The organism is Bradyrhizobium sp. JYMT SZCCT0180, from assembly GCF_018130165.1.
Lineage (GTDB): Bacteria > Pseudomonadota > Alphaproteobacteria > Rhizobiales > Xanthobacteraceae > Bradyrhizobium.
The window spans coordinates 36,704-60,027 of sequence record NZ_JAFCLZ010000011.1 but is presented as its reverse complement, the minus strand read 5'-3'; the positions used below and the strand labels follow the sequence as shown (position 1 = coordinate 60,027).

Annotated in this window: 24 protein-coding genes; 14 read left to right on the top strand and 10 right to left on the bottom strand. The window is 63.7% G+C overall.

The features are described 5' to 3' along the window. Window positions 1–322: 322 nt before the first annotated feature. From JQ641_RS17445 to JQ641_RS17435, 3 genes are all read left to right on the top strand, one after another. Window positions 323–1,324, top strand: coding sequence for a Bug family tripartite tricarboxylate transporter substrate binding protein (locus tag JQ641_RS17445; protein WP_211997221.1), 1,002 nt, complete (start codon window positions 323–325; stop codon window positions 1,322–1,324). 130 nt (window positions 1,325–1,454) lie between these two features. Next, complete coding sequence (locus JQ641_RS17440; RefSeq protein ID WP_249150519.1) at window positions 1,455–2,489, top strand: putative zinc-binding metallopeptidase; 1,035 nt, start codon at window positions 1,455–1,457, stop codon at window positions 2,487–2,489. Beyond that, complete coding sequence (locus JQ641_RS17435) at window positions 2,486–3,520, top strand: D-alanine--D-alanine ligase family protein (RefSeq protein ID WP_192740241.1); 1,035 nt, start codon at window positions 2,486–2,488, stop codon at window positions 3,518–3,520. The genes JQ641_RS17440 and JQ641_RS17435 overlap by 4 nt, the downstream gene beginning before the upstream one ends. 951 nt (window positions 3,521–4,471) lie before the next feature. On the opposite strand, the gene JQ641_RS17430 is transcribed toward JQ641_RS17435, so the two are convergent. The 3 genes from JQ641_RS17430 to JQ641_RS38715 all read right to left on the bottom strand — a co-directional run bounded on the left by JQ641_RS17430 (window position 4,472) and on the right by JQ641_RS38715 (window position 6,659). Continuing rightward, window positions 4,472–5,227, bottom strand: a complete 756-nt coding sequence (locus tag JQ641_RS17430; protein ID WP_211997220.1) for a carbonic anhydrase — start codon at window positions 5,225–5,227, stop codon at window positions 4,472–4,474. 133 nt (window positions 5,228–5,360) lie between these two features. Continuing rightward, window positions 5,361–5,666 carry a hypothetical protein gene (locus tag JQ641_RS17425; RefSeq protein WP_192740243.1) on the bottom strand — a complete coding sequence of 102 codons (306 nt, stop codon included), beginning with the start codon at window positions 5,664–5,666 and terminating at the stop codon, window positions 5,361–5,363. Between the two features lie 177 nt (window positions 5,667–5,843). Next, complete coding sequence (locus JQ641_RS38715) at window positions 5,844–6,659, bottom strand: hypothetical protein (protein WP_349628581.1); 816 nt, start codon at window positions 6,657–6,659, stop codon at window positions 5,844–5,846. A 114-nt stretch (window positions 6,660–6,773) separates the two neighbouring features. Here JQ641_RS38715 and JQ641_RS17415 point away from each other — a divergent pair, with 114 nt between their 5' ends. After that, window positions 6,774–7,829 carry a sensor domain-containing diguanylate cyclase gene (locus JQ641_RS17415; protein WP_249150518.1) on the top strand — a complete coding sequence of 352 codons (1,056 nt, stop codon included), beginning with the start codon at window positions 6,774–6,776 and terminating at the stop codon, window positions 7,827–7,829. Window positions 7,830–8,082: 253 nt separating this feature from the next. Here JQ641_RS17415 and flgH read toward each other — a convergent pair whose 3' ends face one another. From flgH to flgF, 4 genes are read right to left on the bottom strand one after another with little or no spacing between them, the layout of a single operon-like run. Next, the gene (gene flgH / locus JQ641_RS17410; protein WP_211997219.1) at window positions 8,083–8,835 is read right to left on the bottom strand and encodes a flagellar basal body L-ring protein FlgH; all 753 of its coding nucleotides are present in this window, start codon (window positions 8,833–8,835) and stop codon (window positions 8,083–8,085) included. A gap of 5 nt (window positions 8,836–8,840) precedes the next feature. Further along, window positions 8,841–9,917: a flagellar basal body P-ring formation chaperone FlgA gene (flgA, locus tag JQ641_RS17405; protein ID WP_211997218.1), complete on the bottom strand. Its 1,077-nt coding sequence runs from the start codon at window positions 9,915–9,917 to the stop codon at window positions 8,841–8,843. Window positions 9,918–9,926: 9 nt separating this feature from the next. Continuing rightward, entirely contained in the window at window positions 9,927–10,715 is a 789-nt protein-coding gene (flgG, locus tag JQ641_RS17400; protein WP_192740248.1) for a flagellar basal-body rod protein FlgG, read from the bottom strand. A gap of 17 nt (window positions 10,716–10,732) precedes the next feature. Beyond that, on the bottom strand, window positions 10,733–11,497 hold the full coding sequence (gene flgF, locus JQ641_RS17395) for a flagellar basal-body rod protein FlgF (protein WP_211997217.1): 765 nt from the start codon (window positions 11,495–11,497) through the stop codon (window positions 10,733–10,735). Window positions 11,498–11,876: 379 nt separating this feature from the next. On the opposite strand from flgF, the gene fliL reads away from it, so the two are divergent. The 7 genes from fliL to JQ641_RS17360 all read left to right on the top strand — a co-directional run bounded on the left by fliL (window position 11,877) and on the right by JQ641_RS17360 (window position 19,562). Continuing rightward, complete coding sequence (gene fliL, locus JQ641_RS17390; RefSeq protein ID WP_211997216.1) at window positions 11,877–12,371, top strand: flagellar basal body-associated protein FliL; 495 nt, start codon at window positions 11,877–11,879, stop codon at window positions 12,369–12,371. A 19-nt stretch (window positions 12,372–12,390) separates the two neighbouring features. Beyond that, the gene (gene fliM, locus JQ641_RS17385) at window positions 12,391–13,590 is read left to right on the top strand and encodes a flagellar motor switch protein FliM (RefSeq protein ID WP_192740251.1); all 1,200 of its coding nucleotides are present in this window, start codon (window positions 12,391–12,393) and stop codon (window positions 13,588–13,590) included. Continuing rightward, window positions 13,587–14,030, top strand: a complete 444-nt coding sequence (locus JQ641_RS17380; RefSeq protein WP_211997215.1) for a DUF6468 domain-containing protein — start codon at window positions 13,587–13,589, stop codon at window positions 14,028–14,030. Before fliM ends, JQ641_RS17380 begins: the two co-directional genes overlap by 4 nt. After that, window positions 14,027–14,833, top strand: coding sequence for a MotE family protein (locus JQ641_RS17375; protein ID WP_211997214.1), 807 nt, complete (start codon window positions 14,027–14,029; stop codon window positions 14,831–14,833). Before JQ641_RS17380 ends, JQ641_RS17375 begins: the two co-directional genes overlap by 4 nt. 101 nt (window positions 14,834–14,934) lie before the next feature. Continuing rightward, on the top strand, window positions 14,935–18,846 hold the full coding sequence (locus JQ641_RS17370) for a tetratricopeptide repeat protein (protein WP_211997213.1): 3,912 nt from the start codon (window positions 14,935–14,937) through the stop codon (window positions 18,844–18,846). A gap of 74 nt (window positions 18,847–18,920) precedes the next feature. Beyond that, a complete protein-coding gene (locus tag JQ641_RS17365) occupies window positions 18,921–19,214 on the top strand; it encodes a DUF1488 family protein (protein WP_349628580.1) in 294 nt (97 codons plus the stop codon). A 111-nt stretch (window positions 19,215–19,325) separates the two neighbouring features. Then, complete coding sequence (locus JQ641_RS17360; RefSeq protein ID WP_211997211.1) at window positions 19,326–19,562, top strand: hypothetical protein; 237 nt, start codon at window positions 19,326–19,328, stop codon at window positions 19,560–19,562. Window positions 19,563–19,590: 28 nt separating this feature from the next. On the opposite strand, the gene JQ641_RS17355 is transcribed toward JQ641_RS17360, so the two are convergent. After that, window positions 19,591–20,037, bottom strand: coding sequence for a GNAT family N-acetyltransferase (locus JQ641_RS17355; protein ID WP_211997210.1), 447 nt, complete (start codon window positions 20,035–20,037; stop codon window positions 19,591–19,593). Between the two features lie 85 nt (window positions 20,038–20,122). Between JQ641_RS17355 and JQ641_RS17350 the strand changes: the two genes are divergently transcribed. Next, window positions 20,123–20,344: a hypothetical protein gene (locus JQ641_RS17350; RefSeq protein ID WP_211997209.1), complete on the top strand. Its 222-nt coding sequence runs from the start codon at window positions 20,123–20,125 to the stop codon at window positions 20,342–20,344. On the opposite strand, the gene fliP is transcribed toward JQ641_RS17350, so the two are convergent. Beyond that, window positions 20,332–21,084, bottom strand: a complete 753-nt coding sequence (gene fliP, locus JQ641_RS17345; RefSeq protein WP_211997208.1) for a flagellar type III secretion system pore protein FliP — start codon at window positions 21,082–21,084, stop codon at window positions 20,332–20,334. The genes JQ641_RS17350 and fliP overlap by 13 nt on opposite strands. Next, window positions 21,081–22,001 (bottom strand): flagellar biosynthetic protein FliO, encoded by a 921-nt coding sequence (locus JQ641_RS17340; RefSeq protein WP_211997207.1) that lies wholly within the window; start codon window positions 21,999–22,001, stop codon window positions 21,081–21,083. Before JQ641_RS17340 ends, fliP begins: the two co-directional genes overlap by 4 nt. 436 nt (window positions 22,002–22,437) lie before the next feature. Between JQ641_RS17340 and flgB the strand changes: the two genes are divergently transcribed. Together flgB and flgC are read left to right on the top strand one after the other, a co-directional pair. Then, a complete protein-coding gene (gene flgB / locus JQ641_RS17335) occupies window positions 22,438–22,854 on the top strand; it encodes a flagellar basal body rod protein FlgB (RefSeq protein WP_192740261.1) in 417 nt (138 codons plus the stop codon). Between the two features lie 26 nt (window positions 22,855–22,880). Next, complete coding sequence (gene flgC / locus JQ641_RS17330; protein ID WP_211997206.1) at window positions 22,881–23,309, top strand: flagellar basal body rod protein FlgC; 429 nt, start codon at window positions 22,881–22,883, stop codon at window positions 23,307–23,309. Window positions 23,310–23,324 lie beyond the last annotated feature (15 nt).

The following is a 23,324-nucleotide window of genomic DNA, read 5'->3' as shown; positions in this document are numbered from 1 at the left end:
GCAACCCGTCCAACGTCCGTGACGACGGCCGACGCCCTCTGAGTGGGACGGGATGGGCAAAGTTATGCACCTGATTTTCGTTCTGGTAAACAGAAATATTTTTCATTTCGGGGCTTGACATGATTTCCGAATATCAGAAACGACTTGCCCCGGCTCTGCCAAGGCTACGCCGGGCGCGGCCGACGGGCCAATAAGCCGCATGTATTTGACTTGACGGAGCGCTGTTCGGCCCTTTCACGCCGGAGAACGACGCACTACGCTGTCGCCAGCGCAGCAAGCCTTGCCCGACCAATCAAGCAGGCACCTGCGCCAGGGAGGGAAAATGATGCCGCAGCTCACGCCTGTGAACCGCCGCAAATTGCTGGCCATGCTCGGCGGCTCGATTGCCGCGCCGTATCTCGTCCGGCGTGAAGCGTTCGCGCAGGAGGCCTGGCCGACACGGCAGGTGAAATACGTCAACGGTTTTCCGGCCGGCGGCGCCACCGATACGCTGTCGCGGATCATCTGCCAGAAGATGAGCGACCTGTCCGGACAGTCCTTCGTCGTCGAGAACAAGGCTGGCGCGGGCGGCGTGCTGGGGGCGGATGCGGTGGCGAAGTCGCCGCCGGACGGATACACGCTCGGCCTCGGCGGCATCGCCAGCAACGTGCTGGCGATCGGAAGCTACGCAAAGCTTCCCTATGATCCGCGCGCCGATTTCACCTTCGTCGGCGGCATGTGGCAGTTGCCCAATATCCTGGTGGCGAGGAAGGATCTGTTCTCCTCCGACATCAGGGAGTTGCTGGCCGCGTTCAAGAAGGAGCCGAAGAAGTACACTTACGCCTCGGCGGGGTTCGGCACCACGCTGCATCTGTCGGGCGAGATGATGAACAGCATGGCCGGCGTGGAGGTCAATCACATTCCCTATCGCGGCGCCGCGCCGGCGTTGACCGACCTGCTCGGCGGCCGCGTCGATCTGTTGTTCGACAATCTGCCCGGCTCGTTGCCGAGTGTGCGCGCGGGCCAGGTCAAGCCGGTCGCCGTCACTTCGCTCAAACGCATTCCCGAACTTCCTGACGTGCCTACCATGGCCGAAGTGCTGCCGGGATATGCGATGACGTCGTGGACCGCGCTGATCGGGCCAGCGAACATGAAGGCCGATCTGGTCGCGCAGGTAAGTGCGCTCACCGTAAAGGCGCTTGCCGATCGCGCCTTGCAGGAGCGCTACGCCGAGCTTGGCGCCACGCCCTGGCCGGCGTCGTCAGCCGAGATCAGCAAGTTCCGCGACGACGAGGAAAAGCGGCTGCTGCCGATCATGCAGGCGGCGGGGATCAAGCCGGGGTGAGGGGGCTAGTGGTCGGGGAGACCGCGTTGCCGCGCGGCTCGTCCGCGAACGGCACGCCGCGAGGACTGGGCGGTTGTTGCCAACAGCATCCTATGACACCATCCAGATACCGGGTTTTCATGATTTCTGGATGCCTATGCCGCCTCGGAAGTATACTTGGGAGAATCTGCCGGATGAGCAGTTGCTCAAGCAGCGTCTCAGCAGCCTGAGGGTCAAGGTCAAGGGCACCTGGCTCGAGGATTGTGTCGGCGCTCTGAACGAAGAACTGCAGGCGCGGGGCATCCGGCTGCGGCCGCACACATGGATATCGAGCGAATGGTTCAGTCCGGCAGATGTGCCCGGCATTGCCATCCCGTTCTATCTTGCCCATCCCCGGCTGATGAAACTCGAGAAAAAAATGATGCTCGAGGTCGAGGGAAGTACCTGGTCGGAGTGCATGGCCATCCTCCGTCACGAGGCAGGCCATGCCATGCAGCACGCTTACCAGTTGCAACGCCGCCGACGCTGGCAACAGTTGTTCGGCCCGTCCTCGAAACACTATCCGCTCTACTACCGGCCCAATCCCGCCAGCCGGCGTTACGTCCAGCATCTTCGGCGCTGGTACGCGCAGAGCCATCCGGACGAGGATTTCGCCGAAACCTTTGCGGTGTGGCTGCGACCGCGGTCGAAATGGCGGGCGCGCTATGCCGGTTGGCCGGCGCTGAAGAAGCTCGAATATGTCGACGAGCTGATGGGCGAGATTGCAGGCGAGCGGCCGCCGATTGCATCACGGGAGCGTATCGATCCGCTGTCCGGGCTCAGCCAAACGCTTGGCGAGCATTACCAGAAGAAGCAGGCGTTCTACGCTTTCGAGCCGCCGAAGACGTATGATCGCGACCTGTCCCGTCTGTTCTCCACCGATCAACGACATCGACGGGCGCAGCCGGCAGCGTCCTTCATCAGGCGGCACCGCGCGCAAGTCAGGCAGCTGGTCGCGCGATGGACGGGCGAGAACCAGCTTACGCTCGATGCCGTTCTCGACGACATGATCTCCCGCTGCCGCGAACTCGATCTCCGGGCGCCGGGCTCGGAGCGGAAGCTTGTGATCAACTTCACCATTCTGTTGACCGCCAAGACCATGCACGCGCTGTTCGGCCCGTCACGCCGCAAATGGATTGCGCTATGAGGCGCCTGCGCGTCCTGGTCCTGATGCATCCGGACTTCTTGCCGCCGGACTCGACTGATGGATACACCGCGCAGGAAATCAACCGATGGAAAACCGAATTCGACGTCGTGAGCACCTTGCGTGCGGCAGGCCACGATGTGCGCCCGCTCGGCGTGCAGGAGGAAATCAAGCCGGTCCGGGACGCGATCGAAAGCTTCAAGCCGCATGTGGTGTACACATTGCTGGAGGAGTTCCACTATACGTCAGGGTATGACCAGCACATCGCGAGCTTTCTCGAACTGATGAAAGTGCCGTATACCGGCTGCAACCCGCGCGGCCTGATCCTGGCGCGCGGCAAGGACCTGTCCAAGACACTGGTGCACCATCGCCGGATCGCGGTGCCGGCCTTCGCCGTGTTTCCGATGCGCCGCAAAGTCAAACGGCCAACGCGTCTTGCGCTGCCGCTGATCGTCAAGAGCCTGAACGAGGATGGTTCGTTCGGCATTTCGCAGGCATCCATCGTCGATACGGACGAGAAGCTCGCAGAGAGAGTCGCTTTCGTCCACGAGCGGCTCGGAACTGCCGCCATCGCCGAGCAGTACATCGAGGGACGTGAGCTCTATGTCGCCGTGCTCGGCAACAACCGGCTGCGAGTTCTGCCGGTCTGGGAATTGAAGTTCGGCAGCATGGGTGGCCAGGGGGCACGGCAGATTGCCACCGAAAAGGTCAAACACGATCCCAGTTACCAGGAACGCGTCGGAATTGTAGACGGGCCGGCCAAGGACCTTGCACCGGAAGTATCCGCCCGCATCCAGCGAACTGCGAAACGCATCTACCGTACACTGAAGCTCGACGGATACGCGCGCATCGACTTTCGGCTCGCTGCCGACGGCACTCCGTATTTCATCGAAGCGAATCCCAATCCCGAAATAGCGAAGAGCCAGGAGTTCGCTACAGCTGCCCGGCATGACGGGCTTGACTACCCCGACCTGCTGAATCGCATTCTGGCCCTCGGAATCAGCCGGGCAAAGGCGGGCGCATCCGTAGGCTGAAAGGCACTGCGAAGCGGTCGCAGTGCGCACTCGGAAGTTGATTTCTTGCGGGCTTCAACCGAAGACGGGAGATACAACGTCCCTGTGCAGGCAAGTTGGTCGTTGGGCGCCATCGAACAGCAGGCTCTGCCAGTGCCCGGTCAGCCAGCTCCGGGCACCGAGCGACTCCAGGTTTACTCATCCTGAAACCGGTGCCGACAAAAATTCTGCCCGGTTTTCTGCTCGATCGTTATGGCTATTCGATAAGTCGAAAAAAATCGGCTCGAATAAAGCGAAGCGTCAAATCGCAGGGATCCCACTAGATCGGATCAATCCTGTAAACAATCTCCGGAACAATACCGACTCCGCAAACGCAAGTAAGCTGGGTATCGCAGCGCAACATTGATCGTTACTCACGAGCACGCGGCCAGGCGCGGGAAGCCAAGTAAAGCCAGCCATACGACGACACAGCTTTCGGCAACCGGCGGTCAACTCGCTGCAATTTGCCGCTCGGCTGAAACGCCACGTAGGCGATGCAGAAGGGCAACGCCCCGGCGGAATGTCATCGGGCCGTCAAAATCTCCTTAGTATTTCCCGGACCAAACGTGTATTTCGGGAACCTTGTCGTAACGGAGCGGGCCATGGAATTATTTCGGGCTGAGATGGTGGCCGTTTTGGAGAGTGAGACGGACAAAAACTGCCCGTCTTGTGGTGACAGGTTGAAGCTGGTTCGAACCATGGTGAGCCCGCACACCGGCTGCATCGTCCACATGTTCGAGTGCCCGTGCGGAGAGCGCACGTGGGACGATTAGACGATTAAGAGTAGAGCCTGGATCGATTGGACTACGACGTTGTGGTGCGGCAGGCTTGAAGACGAAGATGGTGGGTCGCTTCCGCCTTTCGCTCGTTGAGCTACGGCGGACAGGCCGCTAACCCACCCTGTGAGGCTGCATCATCTGTCGGCCCTGACGTTCAGCCGACCAATTCGACCTTGCCGCTGTCCAGCCGATAAATACCACCGACAACCCTGATCTTGCCCTCGGCTGCGGCAGCGCTGAGGATTGGCGTCGCCGATTTGAGCCGGGCGACAACGTCGATGACATTCTGGCGGATGGCGTTCGCGAGCTTGTCGCCGGGCTTGTCCGCGCTGGCCTTGACGGCAGGCGCAAGCGCGTTGACCAGCGACGGCAAGTGGCCGGGCAGGGTGGTGTTGTCCTTGAGCGACTTGATCGTGGCATCGACGGCGCCGCAGCTGTCGTGGCCGAGCACCAGGATCAGCGGCGAGTTGAGCACGGCCACGCCATATTCCAGGCTCGCGACCGTGTCGTCATTGGCAAAATTGCCGGCAACGCGGCAGACGAACAGATCGCCCCGGCTGCTGTCGAAGGCATATTCCGGCGCGATGCGGGAATCCGCGCAGCTCAGGATGCTGGCAAACGGATTTTGGCCGCCGACCAAGGCTTCCCGCTCGCTCTTGAAGTCATGCCGGCGCGAGACGCCTTCGACATAACGCGCATTGCCTTTCATCAACCGATCGAGGGCCGCGGCCGGCGACATCTGGTTTTGCGGCTTCGGCGGCGGTTTTGCATCCTTGGCTTTTGCATCCCTGGCAAAGGCATGCGGTGCCAGCGCAAGACTTGCGGCGATCCCGCCCGTGACTTGAAGGAAGCGGCGGCGTGAGGTTTCCCGAACTTCAACGGCGTGGCTGGCATCGCAGATGCGGCACATGGCGGCTCTCCTTGGGGAGACAATAGCGTGCCGAAGTTTATGTCATTGCGCGCGCAGCGAAGCAATCCGCCTTCCGCCTTCGCTCTTCGAGCTTCGGCGTGACAGGTCCAGCGGACTGGTAAGCTCGCGCTGCCTACGCGCGCGACGAGGCCTGCCGCGATACGCTGTAGGCGTCCCAGCTGCCCCAGCTCACCTGCGCGAGGCTTCGCAGATCAGTCGCCAGCGGCCGCTTGGTTTGTCTTTCGTGCGCGGCGATGCATCGCTGGGATTCAGCGATCTTGCGTTTGAGCTGGGCCAGGGCTTTTTGTTGCGCATGGCCGGCCGCTCCGGTCATTTCGCCAACCCGGAAGCGAGCGATTTCCAGTGCCTTGACGGCCTCGCGGTTCTTCTTGAGCTGAACCCGGTGCCAGGCGATGTTGCTATTGCTTTCAGCGATCATGTTTGCAGCCGTGATCAATACGAGTGGGCAGGAGAGGGAGCGCCTGCGCGCGCCGGCCAGGTGACCGACCTGGTCAATCCCTTGGATCCTCTCCTGGACTTTCGAGGATGAGACGGCTTGGTTAACGAAGGGTTAACGGCGAAGTAACGATCCACCGGATCAGCGCCACCGCCAGTCTTACTGCTGCTCCGCCGTTGCCGGCTTCTGGTCGTCATCGGCCAGGCACCGGATGACAAAAGCGGTCCAGTCGCGCGGCAGCACCTTGGCGAGATGGGCCTTGCGCCGGCATTCCAGTTGCTCGGCTTTCTTGGCGTTCGCCTTCTCCTCGGTGAGGGAGGATTGCCTGATCCGGCGCAGCGTCACCGGCTCGCCGTCGGACTCGAATTGCAGCTCGTACTTCCGGCCGTCCCTGGCGGTCGCCGCACAGGAGATGCTGGAGACCTGCCTCGTCGCGATGATCCCCACCTGACGGCATGTGCCGGTCGATGATTCAACCAGCGGCACCGGCAGGCCGTCGACCTTCGGCCTGTCCTTGGAATTCAGCAGCATCCGGTCGACCTGCAGTTCATAGACGTTGTCCTGCTCGCGGCGGCCGGTTTCACCTGAAAATGAAACGATGTGGCTGTCGTCGCGGGGATCGTCGAGCACGATCGTGAAATGCGCGCGGCCTTGCTGGCCATGGAAATAGGCCACGGCCTTGCAGCCGAAATCGCTGCCGGCGATTTTTAGCTTCGTGCACTTGCCCGAGATGTGCGCGTACATGTCGATGTCGGGCTCCACGCGTTCCACCGCGCCCGCGGTGAGCGACGGCGTTGCCGCACAGAGAACGCCAACAAGGAACGGCCAGCAGAAGCGCATCGTCATGTCCGGTTCAGGAAAGTTGGCCCGGTCAGGCACAGAAGGAATATCAGTTCGAATCGCACTCTGGTGGGACTCTTTGTCGTTTCGATGGAACTTTTTGCCGGAAAAACACGGCAATCTGCCGCACTGCACCGGGAAATCATGGCCCTTTTAACCCGGCACTAACTGGGATTCCTAACCGGGCTTCCATTCATCGCTGGCCTAATACCCATAGCCTCCAGCGTTGTCGATCCGAGGGTTGAGGACTTGAAGACCGGAGCCAAAGCAAGTGCAGACGTCGCACAGGGCTATGCCGTGCGGCTGATGCAGCATTTGGTGGTCCCGACCTTCGTGCTCAATCCAAAACGGCGCGTCGTGATCTGGAACCGGGCCTGTGAGCGTTTGACCGGCGTCGTCGCGGCCGACGTCATCGGCACATCAGGCCATTGGCGCGCGTTCTATCAGCAGCAGCGTTATTGCCTGGCCGATCTGGTCGCGCTCGGACGGCCCGACAAATTGAGCCAGCTCTATCCCGAACACACGATCCCCGATGACGGCGTCGGCTTCTCCGCCGAAAACTGGTGCGTGATGCCGAAGCTCGGCAATCAATTGTATCTCGCCATCGACGCCGGCCCGATCCACGACGAGGACGGCAAGTTGATCGCCGTCGTCGAGACCCTGCGCGACATGACCGATCAGAAGCGTGCGGAGCTGGCGTTGCAGACGCTGGCGGCGAGCGACGGCCTGACCGGTCTTGCCAACCGCCGTTCGTTCGACCAGACGCTGGCGATGGAATGGGCGCGCGCGCAACGAACCAAGAAGCCGCTGTCGCTGCTGCTCTGCGACGTCGACCATTTCAAGCTCTACAATGATATGCACGGCCATCAAAAAGGCGACGAGTGTCTGCGCGCGGTGGCGGACGCGATCGGCAAGAACGCGTTTCGTCCGGCCGATCTTTCGGCGCGCTATGGCGGAGAGGAGTTCGCCATCATCATGCCCGAAACCGATTCCGCCGGCGCGCGAAAACTCGCCGAGCGTCTGCGCGACGCGCTGGCGCGGGTCCGGCTGCCGCACGGCGCGCCCGGCGTGCCGCCGTTCGTGACGCTGAGCATCGGCATCGCGACGCTGGTGCCGAGCGAGGATACGCGGGCGGATTGGCTGCTGGGGCAGGCCGACCAGGCGCTCTACGCCGCAAAATATTCCGGCCGCAACCGCGTGGTGTCGGCCGATAGAGTGCTGGCCGCATTCGCCGACGCGCAGGACCTGCGCGAGAGCGAGACGCCGCAGCCGGTCCGCAAGCGACGTGTGCGCAAGTCGGCCTGATACGCTTCCAGTTCGGTGGCTCTATCCTTCGAGACGCATCGCTGCGCGATGCTCCTCAGGATGAGGTCTTCCTTAGAGCAAGGTCTTAGACCCTCATGGTGAGGAGCGCGGCAACGCCGCGCGTCTCGAACCATGCGGCCCGCCATGTCGCCAAAACGACCGCGGCCCTCGTCAGGGGAGCTGACAAGGGCCGCGTTAGAACACATCGTCGCGCCTAGGTTCGCAACGAGGTGTGGGAGCTCGGGATTACGAATTAGAACGGCAGCAGCACGTCCATTACCTGCTGGCCATAGCGGGGTTGCTGCACGTCGGTGATCTGGCCGCGGCCGCCATAGGCGATGCGGGCCTGCGCGATCTTCGAGGAATCGATGGTGTTGTCGCTCTGGATGTCTTCCGGCCGCACGATGCCGGCGACGATCAACTCGCGGATTTCGAAGTTGACGCGGATCTCCTGCTTGCCCTCGACCACGAGGTTGCCGTTCGGCAGCACCTGCGTCACCACGGCGGCGACGTTGGTCTGCAACGCTTCCTGGCGGTTGACCGAACCTCTGCCGTCGGTGGAGGCGGTCGAGTCCGCGGTCAGGATCTTGCCCGGCAGGATCTTGTTGGCTTGGGTGATCGTCTGCGATCCGAGGAAGTCGGTAACGCCGGAGTCTTCCTTGCTGGAGCGGCTGCGCTGGGTCTGGTTGGCGATGTTGGCCTTGTCGGTGATGTTGACGGTCACCGTCATGATGTCGCCGACGCGCGCGGCGCGCTGGTCGCGGAAGAAGGCGCGGGAGCCGTTCCGCCACAGCGAGTTGGCGTTGTAGGAGGCCTGCTCGGGCTTGGGCATCGGCATCTGCACCGGCTTGTAGCCGGGCTGCGTCGTCGGATTCTCGATCTCGGTCAGCTTCGGCTTTTCACCGATCTGGGAGAGACGGTCGATCGAGGAACAACCGCTTGCGAACGCTGCCACGGCCAGTAGGGCGCCGGTGAGAATGAAGCGGTTGATACGGGTGACTGACATTTACATTACTCGGCTTTTGGAGCGACTGACGAACTGAGTTTGGCGACGGCGACGGGAGCGGCTTGTCCGGTGCTGCCGAGCGAAGAGGTGGTATCGGCGGCGGCAGGCGCGGGACGGGACGCGGCGACCGTGATCGAGACCTGGCCGCGGCCGGTCACGGTGCCGGACACCGTGCGCTTGGATTGCAAGTTCATGACGTTAACGACGTCGCCTTCGGTGCCGTTCTCGAGCGCCTTGCCGCGCACGGTGAGGTAAAGGCCGGGGGAATCGTAGATCAGCGTGACGTTCTGGTCGCGCTGCACGAGGTCCGGCTTGGCGAGATCGGCAACCCGGACGGCCTGGCCGGCGCGCAGCTGGCGGCGCGCCTGCATTCCGACCGCGCGGTCGCGCGTCGCGGCATCGGCGCCGACTTCGGCCTTGGGGCGGCGCTCGACCACGACGTCGGAGGCTTTCAAAACTTCGTTGCGCTCGATTGCGCGCGCCAGCACCGCGGCCTCGACGGTCTCGATCGCCGTGCCGGTGAAGCGCAGCTTGATCGGCGCCGTGCCGCTGTCGTTGGATATTTCGAAGGTGACGTCGAAGCGGCCGTTGCGCGGGTCGAAGCGCACGATGGCGGCCTGCAGGCCGCCGCTGTTGGAAGCATCCAGCCTGACATCGCCGGGATCGCGGTCGAAGGTCAAAGAGAGATTGGCTGCCTCGCCGAGGCCGTTCTTGCGCTCCAGCGCGCGCGCGATCTGCTGCTCGATGTCCTTGCCCTCGAGCGTGCGGGCCAGCCGCGTCACCGAAATTTCCTTCAGGTCCCGGGTGTCGACGCCGATCACGTGATGCGACCGCAGCGTATTGAGCACTTGCGCGACAGGAAGCGAACCGGTGGTGCCCAAATCCGGCGCGCGGTAGATCGCGATCTGCGCAGCGCTGCCGGCGTTGTCGATGAGGTCGCCGATCCGCACCAGGTCGCCCGTGACCGTCACGCTGGCGCGCAGCGCGGGTGCGGCGATGATGTCGCCGCGGGTCTGCGCGGCCGCCGTCGCCGCGGAGGCGGCGATGAACGCAGTGGCAAGGAGGAGCGCGCGGGCGATCATGACAATTCCTCAGCGGAACATGTTGGAGGTGGACTGCAGCATCTGGTCGGCGGCGCTGATCACCTTGGCGTTCATCTCGTAGGCGCGCTGGGCGGCGATCAGGTCGGAGATTTCGGTGACGACCTCGACGTTGGCCTGTTCGAGGTTGGACTGCTGCATGTCGCCGAAACCGTCGGTGTTGGCGATGCCGTCCTGCGGCGGGCCTGAGGCCGGCGTGTCCGTGAACAGATTGTCGCCGATCGGGTTGAGGCCGGCCTTGTTGATGAAGCGGGTCAGGCCGATCTGGCCGACGGTCGACGGCGTGGTCGAACCCGGCAGCAATACCGACACCTGGCCCTGCGCGTTGATGGTGAGGCCGGACGCGCTCTGCGGAATCGTGATGGTCGGCTGCACCGGATTGCCCTGCGAGGTCACGACGCGGCCCTGCGCGTCCATCTGGAACGAGCCGTCGCGGGTATAGGTGTAGGTGCCGTCAGGCATCTGGATCTTGAAGAAGCCTTCGCCGCGGACCGCGATGTCGAGCTCGTTGCCGGTCGGCAGCAGCGTGCCCTGGCTCATCAGGCGCGGCGTGCCGACGGTCTTGACGCCACCGCCGATGTCGACGCCGACGGGGAGGATGGTGCCCTGATCGGAGGCCTGCGCGCCGACCCGGCGCACGTGATCGTAGATCAGGTCCTGGAACGCGGCGCGCTGCTTCTTGTAGCCGGTGGTGCGCATGTTCGCGATGTTGTTGGAGATCACCTGAACGTTGAGTTCCTGTGCCGCCATGCCGGTCGAGGCTGTGTAGAGTGCGCGCATCGATCAAAACTTTCAGGTTATGCCGGAACTTCGGCGAGTTTCTCGATTGCGGATTTGTGCAGATCGCTCTGCTGCTGCAGCAGGGCCGAAATCTGTGTGTAGGCGCGCGTGATCTCGATCATGCGGCTCATCTCGGTCACCGAATTGACGTTCGATTTCTCGACGTAACCCTGGTTGACCCGCGAGGTGGTGTCTGGCTGGGGAGCGACGCCCTGGCCGGCGGAGTACAAATTGCCGCCATCCTTGACGAGCTTCTGCGCGTCCGCGAAGGAAACGATGCGCAGCTTGCCGCGTACTGAATCGATGCGGTTGGAGCCCTCAAGGACGGTAACATTGCCGTCGGGCGCGATGGTGATCTGCTTGTCGGTCTGCTGGAACACGATCGGGCCGGAGCCTCCCATCACGGGATAGCCGCTCTGGGTGACGAGTTGGCCCTGATTGTTGATCTGCAGATTGCCGTCGCGGGTGTAGCGCTCGCCGGCAGGGGTCTGCACGACCAGGAAACCCTTGCCGTCGATCGCGACGTCGAGCGGGTTCTTGGTCATTTCGCTGGCACCGGTCGCGAAATCCTTGAAGGTGCCGCGGTCCTGCACGAACGCGACCTGGCGGTCGGGGCGCTGGAAATTGTCTTCATGCGCGGGCGAGCGCAGAAATTGCTCGAACAACGACCGGTCGGCCTTGAAGCCGTTGGTGTTGACGTTGGCGACGTTGTTGGCGACGACATCCATCTGCCGTTCCAGCACCATCTGCCGCGATAGTCCGACGAGAAGCGTATTCTCCATCGGTGGTTCTCCCCTTCATCGACCCGCGTGCTGCTCTCCCAAGCTGCCCGCCGATCTCTCGAACCGCCCAGGCTCTCCCAAGCCCGTGGTCCGCCGATTACTCAGCGAAAGCCGTGCCAGTTTGGAAAACGACGGTTTTTAAAGGGGTTAGGCGTTTTGCCGGGGTGATTACGGACGGCAGAAAGGTCTTGTTGACCATGTTTGCCCGGCAACTTTTTCCTAGTTGAGGGTCAGTGGAAAGGTTCCGTTAACCATTATTACCCTACCGTTGCATTCAAGAGAGCGCGTGTGCGCTGGCGGCTTTTGTATCGCGTCTGGGGCCTCGTTGCGGCCCGGCTGGTGGCAACCGTGTTCGTTCCCAATTGGATCGGGCGGGGCAATGGCGGACAACGAGGCAGAGGGCGGCGCAGCCGAAGGCGCGGAAGCGGCCCCGGCAAAAAAGGGCAAGCTCAAGCTGATCATTGCAGCAGTCGGGTTCGTCGCCATCCTTGGCGCCGGCGCGGGCTGGTTCTTCCTGATGCGCGGCCACGGCGAGGAGAAGCACGCCGAGGCGCCGCCGCCGAAGCCGCCGTCCTTTGTCGAAGTGCCGGACATGATGGTCAATCTGGTCGGCGCCCCCGGCGAGCGCGTGCAATATCTCAAGGTCAAGGTCGTGCTCGAGGTCAAGGAAGAGAAGCAGCTCGAGGCGATCAAGCCGACGCTGCCGCGCGTCACCGATCTGTTCCAGACCTATCTGCGCGAACTGCGCCCCAGCGACATCAACGGCTCGGCCGGATTGTTTCGCCTCAAGGAGGAGCTGACCAAGCGCGTCAATATCGCGCTGGCGCCGCAGCAGGTGAGCGCGGTGCTGTTCAAGGAAATCCTGGTCCAGTGACAGAGCAGATCTCATAATCATGGCCAACGGTAAAGACCTCGACCAGGACGCAATTGCCGCCCAATGGGAGGCCTCGCTCGATTCCGAGGATCCGGCGGCGGCGGCGGAAGAAGCTGCGGCCAATGAACTCTCGGAGAGTATGGCCCTGCAATGGGCCGCGATGGTCGAGGACGGCAGCCGCGATTTCGGCAACAAGGCCGGCGGCGAGCGGGTCCTGTCGCAGGAAGAAATCGACAATCTGCTCGGCTTCACCGTCGGCGACGTCAATCTCGACGACAATTCCGGCATCCGCGCCATCATCGATTCCGCGATGGTGTCCTACGAGCGTCTGCCGATGCTCGAAATCGTGTTCGACCGCCTCGTGCGGCTGATGACCACGAGCCTGCGCAACTTCACCTCCGACAACGTCGAAGTCTCGCTCGACCGCATCACCTCGGTGCGGTTCGGCGACTACATGAATTCGATTCCGCTGCCCGCCGTGCTCAGCGTGTTCAAGGCCGAGGAGTGGGAAAACTTCGGCCTCGCGACTGTCGATTCAAGCCTGATCTATTCGATCATCGACGTGCTGCTCGGCGGCCGCCGCGGCCAGACTTCATTGCGCATCGAAGGCCGCCCCTACACGACGATCGAAACCAATCTGGTCAAGCGGCTGGTCGAGGTCGTGCTGGCCGACGCCGAGCAGGCGTTCCGGCCGCTGTCGCCGGTGACCTTCTCGATCGACCGGCTGGAAACCAATCCGCGCTTCGCCGCGATCTCGCGGCCTGCCAACGCCGCGATCCTGGTGCGGCTACGCATCGACATGGAAGACCGCGGCGGCAATATCGAACTGCTGCTGCCCTATGCGACCATCGAGCCGATCCGGCCGGTGCTGTTGCAGATGTTCATGGGCGAAAAGTTCGGCCGCGACCCGATCTGGGAAGGCCACTTCGCGACTGAAGTGGCGCAAGCCGAGATCGCCGTCGACGCCGTGCTGTATGAAGCCAACGTGCCGCTCAAGCAGCTGATGAAGCTGAAGGTCGGCGACACGCTGCCGCTGGAAATGAAAAAGGACGCGCTGGTGTCGGTCCGCTGCGGCAACGTCGTGCTGACCGAAGGCCGCATGGGCCGGGTCGGCGACCGCGTCGCCATCCGCGTCACCAAGCAGTTGCGCAAACCCAATACCACCTTCGCGATGTTCGAGAAGGCCGACGAGCAAACCAAGTTGATGGAGGCACAATGAGTCATTCCCTCGGAATCGTAATCGAGAGTCTGGTGGCGGTGCTGCTGCTGGTGACGATCGGCTACTGCGTCCTGCTCAACTCTCGCCTGAAGCGGCTGAAGGCGGACGAGCATTCGCTCAAGGCCACGATCGGCGAACTGATCACGGCCACCGAAATCGCCGAGCGCGCGATCGGCGGCCTCAAGCACACCGTTCGCGACGTCAACGAGCACCTCGGCAGCCAGCTGAACGCGGCCTCCCAGATGTCGACGCAGCTGAAGGGCATGCTGGCCGAGGGCGACGGCATCATCCGCCGCCTCTCCAAGATCGCCATTGCAGCACGGCCGCTGACGTCGGAGCCCGAAGCCCCCGCCGCTCCCAAGGTTTCGACCGCGAGAGCCGTCGCCGCCGCTGCGGAAGCATTCTCGGAACGCCGAAGGGCTAGTGGCCTCGCTGCATGAAATCGTTTCGCGACATACGTGTCATTCCGGTGGTGCTGGTCGCCGTCTTCGGCCTTGCGGTGCTGAAGGTGGCCGGCCTCGTCATCGACGGGGGATACGTATTCGACTATCAGCCGCAGCCGACCAAAAAGTCGTGGGCGCAGGATACGTTCAACTTTCCGGGCGGCGGCTCCAAGGTCGCCTCCAAAATCGCCTCCAAGGCTGAACCCGACGACATCACGGGGTCGGTGCCCAAGCCCAAGGAGGAGGCGCCGAAGCCGGCAGCTCCCGCTGCCGCTGATCCACCGCCGCAACAAAGCGGCACGGTGATCTTTCCCGAACCCAACCAGCAGTCGGTATCGCCGTCGGAACGCGCCATTCTCGAGCGGCTGCAGGCGCGGCGGCAGGAACTGGAGCAGCGCGCGCGCGAGATCGAGATCCGCGAGAGCCTGCTGAAATCGGCCGAGAAGCGCATCGAGGGGCGGGTCGAGGAGGCGAAGGCCACCGAGGCGCGGATCACGACCGCGACGGGGCAAAAGGCCGAAACCGATGCCGCGCGCTTCAAGGGCATCATCACGATGTATGAGGGCATGAAGCCAAAGGACGCCGCCAAGGTGTTCGACCGGCTCGAAATGTCCGTTCTCTACGAGATCGCCTCCCAGATCGCGCCGCGCAAGATGTCCGACATTCTCGGCCTGATGCAGCCGGAGGCGGCCGAGCGGCTGACCGTGGAACTGGCGCGTCGCGCCGGCTCCGACAAATCCGCCTCGACGGCCGAATTGCCGAAAATTGAAGGCAAGATGCTGTCGCAAAAGCCCAATTGACGGGGATATTTAACAATACCTTAAGCCGGCCAATTCAAGATTCAGCCGCGAAGGCGAGGGCGCCTCGTTGCTGCAATCGTTGAGGCCAAGAGACATCCTGGATGGGGCAAAGGGCTGCCGCTGGAATTGGGTCGCAAGGCCGCGCATTGGCGCGGATGGCCCGGCGCTGCCTTGATGTCACCCTTAACCGATCTCTTGGTCTCCGCTCGCCACTTGCTATCCTGCTGTTGCTGTCCGGCCTGACGGCGGCCTCGCCTTGCCGGGCGCAGGACCTCGTCAAGGGCGACGCGACGTTCACGGCGTCCGGCGGCTACGCGCGGCTTGTGCTGAAGCTTGCTGAGGACGTCGAGTCCGACGTCATCACCGCCGGCTCCATCATCGTGATCCGCTTCAAGCGTCCGGTGGACATTCCCGTCGACAAGCTGAGCGACGCCGTGCCCGATTATGTCGGCTCGGCGCGGCGCGACCCTGATGGTTCGGCGATCCGGTTGTCGCTGGCGCGGCGGGCGACGATCAACACCATGACGGCCGGCGAGCGGATCTTCGTCGACTTCCTCCCCGACAGCTGGACCGGCCCGCCGCCCACGCTGCCGGCCGACGTCATTCGCGAACTGGCTGCGCGGGCCCGCGCCGCCGAACGCGCGCTGCGCGCCCAGCTTGCGGTTGCCGCGACCAAGAAGAAGCCGCCGGTGCGCGTCCGCGCCTCGGTGCAGCCGACCTTTGTGCGCTTCGTCTTTGAAATGCCCAACGGGGTCAACGTTTCTTCGGTGCTGAACGAGCAGAAGCTGACGCTGCAGTTCAACGGCGTGCTGGCGTTCGATCTGGCCGATGCCAAGGTGGCGGCGCCGCCGAATATCGCCTCGATCACGCAGCGGACCGATGGCGATTCCTCCGCGGTCGATATCGTGTTGATCGGCGAAGTCGACGTGCATTCCTTCCGCGAAGAGAAGAACTACGTCATCGACGTCGCCTTCCAGCAGGTCGACAAGCCGGCGGCGGAGCAGGCGCAAGCCCCGGTCGCCGCGCCCCCGGCTGTCGTGCATGGCCCGACGGCGAGGTCGGGAATAGTGGCGCAGATCGCCGCTGCCCAAGCGGGCGCTCAGAGCAAGCCGCTCAGCGACTCGATCCCGCCGCAGCACCCCCCGCAGCTGCCGCCGGTGACGTCGGAGGCGATCGCCGAGCAGGCCAAAATCGAGATCAAGCCCGGCGAACCGCAGCAGGCGCCGCCCGCAATTGAAAAAGCGACGCCAGCTCCAGAGACAGCGCAGCGCGCGTCTGAGACAGCGCCGCGCGCTTCCGAGAAGATTGTGCCGGTCGTCGAGCAGCCCGCGCTCGTCGCGGAGAAGCCGGCGCCGCAGGCTGCCGTGCCCGCACCGGTGGTGGAAAAGTTGCCTTCTGTGCCGCAGAAGCCGGAGCTTGCGGCTGAGAAGATGACGCCGGTGGAGACGCCGAAAGCAGTAGCGCCTTCGGAAGCAAAGCCCGCCGCCGCGATCGAGACGCCAAAACCTGCAGCGCCGAAGAAGGCCGCTGCAGCCGTTGAGGCGCCGAAGAAAGCCGAACCAGCGGTGGCTTCCGTCGAGGCGAGGCGCGACAGCGACGGCCTGCGCGTGATGTTTTCTTTTGCCGCGCCGACGCCGGCGGCCATGTTCCGCCGCGCCGACACGGTGTGGCTGGTGTTCGACCAGACCGGGCCGATCGATGTCGAGCAGATCCGCGCCAAGGGCGGCGCAATCATCGGCGACGTCAGCCGGCTGCCGCTGGAAAAAGGCCAGGCCATCCGCATTCGTCTCAACCGGCCGCAGATGCCGTCGCTTGAAAGCGACGGCCGCGCCAACGGCATGGTCTGGACGCTGACATTTGCCGATCGTGTGCAGGCGCCACCATTGCCGCTGCAGGTGTTGCGCAACATCACCGATCCGGCGCTGGCCAACGTCACCGTGCCGCTGGCGAACCCCGGTCTCATGCATCGGCTGGTCGACCCCGACGCCGGCGACACGCTGCTGGTGGTCACCGCGCCGCCGCCGACCCGCGGCTTCATCAAGCGGCAGGACTTCGTCGAGCTGTCGCTGCTGGAATCCGTCCACGGCGTCGTCGTTCATCCAAATTCAGACGACATCACCGCCGAGGTCGGATCCGACAAGGTGATGCTCGGCCGACCGGGCGGGCTGACGCTTTCGTCGGCCGACGTCTCTGCCGAACGCGCCACCGCGGCGGTGCGGCCGTTGTTTGACGCCAAGGAATGGCGCAAGAACCGCGAGGAGAATTTTCTGGGTCGGCTCGATGCGCTGATCAAGGCGGTCGCCGCGGCCGGCGATGACGGGCTGGCGCAAGCCCGGCTCGACCTTGCCAATTTCTACATGGCGCGGGGGATGTTTCAGGAAGCGAGGGGAGTGACCAACCTCATTCTCTCCGAATCCAAGGCTGGAAGCGAAGACGCTGCCGTCGTCATGGTCAATGCGGTCGCCAGCATCCTGATCGGCCATCCCGAGCGGGGACTGAAGGGCCTGGCCAGTTCGGTGATCGGCAATGGCTATGATTCCCAATTGTGGAAGGCGCTCGCCTTTTCACGCCAGGGCAAGTGGGCTGACGCGCGCGAGAAGTTCAAGAACGCGGAGTTCTCGATCGCGGCCCTGCCGCTGGAAATGCAGCGCATCGTGACCGCGGATGCGATGCGGGCGTCGCTCGAGGTGAAGGACTATGCCGGAGCCTCGCGCCGCCGCAGCGAACTCGAGGTTGTCGGCGTGCCCAAGGAAATGAAGCCGGAGATCGCGGTGTTGCGCGGACGGCTGGCCGAGGCGCTCGGCCACGACAAGGACGCGCTCGACGCCTACCGGTTCGCCGCCAATTCGCCCGATCGGCCTGCGGCTGCCGAAGCCAAGCTGCTGGAGGTCTTGCTCCGCCAGCGGCGCGGCCAGCTCGGGCAAGCCGAGGTGCTGCGTGAACTGGAAACGCTGTCGGCGATCTGGCGTGGCGACGCGATCGAGTTGAAGACCCTTGCGGTATTGTCGCAGCTTTATGCCGATGCGGGCCGCTACGAGGAATCGCTCGCGGCGGCCAAGACCGCGACCCGGCTGCAGCCGAATTCCGAACTGGCGCGGCAGGGCCAGGACGCCGCGTCCGCGCTGTTCGCGCAGCTCTTTCTCAGCCCCAAGGGCGAGGACATGAAGCCGATCGATGCGCTCGGCATGTTCTACGAATATCGCGAACTGACGCCGATCGGCCGCCGCGGCGACGAGATGATCCGTCGTCTGGCGGACCGCCTGGTCGCGGTCGACCTGCTCGATCAGGCCGCCGAGCTGCTGCAGTATCAGATCGATAAGCGGCTGGAAGGCGCCGCGCGCGCGCAGGTGGCTGCGCGCCTTGCCATGGTCTATCTGACCAACCGCAAGCCGGACCGCGCGATCGCCGCGCTGCGCACCACGCGCATCGCCGATCTCTCGGGTGAGTTGCGCCAGCAGCGCCTGTTGCTGGAGGGGCGCGCGCAAAGCGACGTCGGACGCCATGATCTCGCGCTCGACATCATCTCCAACATCACCGGACGCGAGGCGATCCGCCTGCGTTCCGATATCTACTGGGCGTCGCGGCAGTGGCGCGAGGCTTCCGAGCAGATCGAACTGTATTATGCCGATCGCTGGCGCGACTTCAAACCGCTGAACGCGGTGGAGAAGGGCGACGTGATCCGCGCCGTCGTCGGCTATGCGCTCGCCGAGGACGTCATCGGACTGTCGCGCTTCCGCGAGAAATATGCGCCGCTGATGCTGGGCGATACCGACCGGATGGCGTTTGATCTCGCCAGCAAGCCGGCCGCTGCCTCAAGCACCGAATTTGCCGCGATTGCCAAGATGGCGGCAGGCGTCGACACGCTCGATGGCTTTATCCGGGAAATGAAGGTCCGCTTCCCCGACGCCACCGCGCGCGCGCCGATTTCGCCCGAAATGGCCAGGGGCGAGCCGGTCCACACCGGGTCCTTGCCCGCGATATCAGGACACAAAACCGCCGGAGCGGCAAAATAGTAGTTCGGGCAACCCCCGGCGGGGTTTGCGCGCCGGCGTTTCGTCGGTTAAGCGAAATCCACACATCAAGCCGTATGGAAGTTTGTCGTTCGATGCCGCTGACCCGGGGCCGAATTGTAGGACACGACAACGAACGATTGGCGTTCAAGTTCACCATGCAAAATGGGGACGAGCCGATCGAATGCCAGATCAGTGACGCCGCCATGGACGAGCTCGCAGGCGTCAAGGGAACCGATAGCCTGGCAAGACAGGCGCAGTTTCTGGCGCTGCGAGATGCCGTCGAGCGCATCGCCTCCGATATGTTCGACGCAGCGCCGGCCGTGAAGGGCTATGTCGTCAGGATATTCACCAAGCACATCCCGAAATAGCGCCCCGGCGCGGCAAGGTATCGCGCCTCCTGCTCGTCCCCTCGACAGACCGCTTCCGAACCGGCAACCTGCGCGCACAAAATCAAGGTCGCCACCGGGGGAACTATCGCCATGAGCAAGCCAGCCAAGACCGAAGCCGAACTCATCGCGATGGCAGTAGCCGAGTTGAAGGTCCATTCCGATTGTCCCGATGGAATGGTGATCTCGGTGCTCCGCGACGGCGACTCCTGGGAGTTTCGCGTAAGTGCCGAACAGGCGACGATCGACAAGCCGGGCTATCCCGAATGCGTCGCGATGGTGGTGCAGATCGGCGACCATCTCTGCAAGCAGTATGATTTCAAGGAGTGAGTAGACCGCGAGGCGTTGCGCGCCTTTGCTATTTCGCAGGATTGCGCGCGGCGTAGGCGGTACGAAGTCCCGGCACGAAGCCGCAGACCTCGTAGAACCGGTGCACGCGCGGATCGGCGCGGCCGCTTTGCATCAATACCTGATAGCAATCCTGCTTCCACGCCTCGGCCAGCGCTGCCGCGACCACCGCGCGGCCGTGGCCGCGTCCCTGGAAGTCGGGATGGGTGGCGACGTTCTCGAGAATGCCGTGCTGACGGCCGCCGCGCAGCAGGTTGGGCGTGGTGATGAGCATGCAGGTTGAAACGATTCTACTGCTTTCGTCCGAAACAAAGATCATTACTCCTTCGCGGGCGAGGATCTGCGCCCATATTATTCTAGCTCGTTCTGGTTCGGCACTCCGGCTGACATCGGACTCGGCAAACAGCGCAAGCAGCGCGTCGAGATCGCCGGCATTTACCAGTCGCGCACTTGTCATCCGTGAGCTCCTTGTTTGAAACCGTTTCCATCCCAAATCGTAGCTTTCCAAGCAGCCAAATAGCGCGAGAGACGGACTAATTTTTATGCATCCCAGGAATACACACCGAGCGCTGGTTCCGGTCGCGATCGCTGTCGTGGTCGCGGTCATCGGCACCGCGCTTTTCGCGGTGGAATTGCGGACCAAAGACGTGGTCGCGGACAATGGCATCAGCATGATCACGACGGCTGTCGTCGAGAAGGCCGGCGCGACGGCTTATCCGACCGCCCGTGACATCGGCTCGGATCAGATCAGCTACGTCCCGTAACTCTGCACCAGGCTTCCCGCCACCAGCGACCAGCCGTCGACCAGCACGAAGAAGATCAGTTTGAACGGGAGTGACACCACGACCGGCGGCAGCATCATCATGCCCATCGACATCAGAACCGACGCCACCACGAGATCGATGATCAGGAAGGGCAGGAACAACAAGAAGCCGATCTCGAAGGCGCGCTTCAGCTCGGAGATCATGAAGGCCGGCACCAGAATCCGCAGCGACATCTCTTCCGGCGTCGCCGGCGGCGGCTCGCGCGACATGTCCAGGAACAGCTTGAGGTCCTTCTCGCGAACGTTCTTCAGCATGAAGCCGCGCAGCGGCACGGACGCCCTTTGCAGCGCGTCCTCGACGCCGATCTGGTTGGCGACCAAGGGCTTGATGCCGTCGTCATAGGATTTTTGCAGCACCGGCCCCATCACGAACGCGGTCAGGAACATCGCGAGCGCGATGATCACGGAGTTCGGCGGTGCGGTCGCGGTGCCCAAAGCGGTGCGCAGCAGCGACAGCACCACCACGATCCGGGTGAACGACGTCATCATGATCAGGATCGACGGCGCGATCGAGAGGATCGTCAGCAGCGCGATCAGCTGGATCGCGCGTTCGGTGACGCCGCCACCGCCCTGGCCGAGATTGATGCTGATGTCCTGCGCCAGCACCGGATCGGCGAGCGATCCGGCGGCTATCAGTGCGACAAAAAATAAAACTCTACGCGGGGCTTTCGCCGATCTCACGAAGGAGACTTCGGGCGGCCCAGCAATGAGGCCATCTCGTCTTCGAGGTTCTCAAACCCGGTCTTCTGCGGCGCGGGCGCGGGGGGCGGGGCGGGCGTCTCGCTGCGCGCGGGGCGGGCAGGCGGCGGCTCGGGCGCGACCGGCGGCGCGATCGGGGCATCGGCGGGACGGCGCAAGGCAGCTTCGAGCCGCTGCGCCATCTCGGCGAGATTCTGGTCGGCGGATTGCGGCGGAGGCGCAGGCGGCGGGGGTGGCGGTGGCGGTGCTGCGGCACGCTCTGGCGCGCGGACCGGCGGCGGCGCCTTCGGCGGCTCCATCTGGCGCTGCGGCCGCGGCATCATGGGTTCGGTGCGGGCCGGGCGCTGCGGGACCGGCTCTGGACGCGGTTCCGGCCGGCCGCCCATCGGCTCCGGCGAAAAGCTTGCCAGCGGATCGGTGCGGCGCTCGGCCATCGGCGGCGGCGCCGGGCGGCGGAGCTCGTCGGCGAAGGCGGGGCGTGCCGGGCGCGGCGGCGGCTCGGGCATTTGCGGTTCGCCGTGATCGAACGGGTCGCGGGCGCTCTCGTCGTTCCAGCCGGCATCCGGCAGCGGGGCGATCCGCGGTGGCTGCTCGCCGGTGACCGCAGGCCGCGGCGCCATCTGGTCACGGCCCGGCATGGCACGGACGATATTGGGTTCCACCACGATGTCGCTGGGGCCGCCGATCATCAGGAGATGTTCGACATTGTCGCGCCGGACCAGCACCAGGCGCCGGCGGCCGTCCACGGCGGCGGCGTCGATCACGGCCAGCCGCGGCATCCTGCCGCGATTGGTGTTGGCACCGAGGCGGTTGGTGGCGAAGCGGCGCACGAGCCATGCGGCAACGCCGATCAGCGCCAGCACGGCGATGAATGCGAAGATGAAATATGCTGTCTGCATTCTCTAGTCCCCGGCCTCAGGCCGTTCTCACATGCTTGCTTCGACGTGCGCGGATCTGATCTTCCAACTTGAACATGATTCTTCCGGATTCATGTTCCGAAACGATATTCATGTTCCGAAGCGATCCGTCGACCGGCGAATCACGCCCGAGATCAGCCCTAATTCCTTAATTCCCCACGGCAAACGCTGCCGCCCATTAATTAATAGACCAAGAATCGCTTGATCCAAAACGACTTCTGAGCGTCCCCGGCCGCGTCGGCCGCTGCTGGTTAACGCAGGTTTCGTGGCGAAAATGCGCTCTTTTGGGCGCCGGCGCCGGCGCAAACGCGTTGTCCACGGCCTGTTTCTGCGGATTTTAACCAGCCGTTAACCATACACCGGGCAAATTCTGCCTACCTCGCGGCGACTGCCAGAGGTTAACGAGGACCCGCTCGCGATGGCCATCAACGACCTTCCGATCCTGTCGGCGCTGCGCACCAAGATGCAGTGGCATCAGGAACGCCAGCGGGTGCTCGCCGAAAACATTTCCAACGCCAATACCCCGAACTTCAAGCCGCGCGACCTAGTGGAACCGAAATTCGACAAAAAAGGCTCCGCCGCCACCGTCGGCGGAACTTTCGGATCGATGGCGATGATGCGCACCAGCGCGAGCCATATCGCCGTGTCCGGCGGTGGGCAGACCTTCGACGGCGATGGCGGCAAGAGCGGGTTCCTGACCCGGCCCGCCGGCAACGCCGTCAATCTGGAAGATCAGATGATGCGGGTCTCCGCCAACCAGATGGACTATGCGGCGGCCACCTCGCTCTACACCCGCAGCCTCGGACTTCTCAAGACCGCGATCGGAAAGCGCTGACGCGCCGCATTTAGGGGAACCGGATCATGGCAGATGATGGTGGCAGCGACTTCGCCCGCTCGATGAGCATCGCGACCTCGGGCCTGCGCGCGCAGGCCGGGCGGATGCGGGTAATCTCGGAAAACATCGCGAACGTGGACTCCACCGCGCCGACTTCCGCCGGCGATCCCTATCGCCGCAAGGTGCCGACCTTCTCCTCGGCGCTGGACCGCACCATCGATGCCAAAGTGGTGACGCTCGGCAAGGTGCGCGCCGACCAGTCGGCGTTCCGCGTCAAGTACGAGCCGAGCAACCCGGCGGCGGACGCCGCCGGCAACGTCAAATATCCCAACGTCAACCCGCTGGTCGAAATGACCGACATGCGCGAAGCCCAGCGGTCCTATGAGGCCAACCTCAACATCATCAGCGCCACGCGCCGGATGATTCAACGCACGCTCGACATCCTCAAGGCCTGAAACAGGAATCATAGA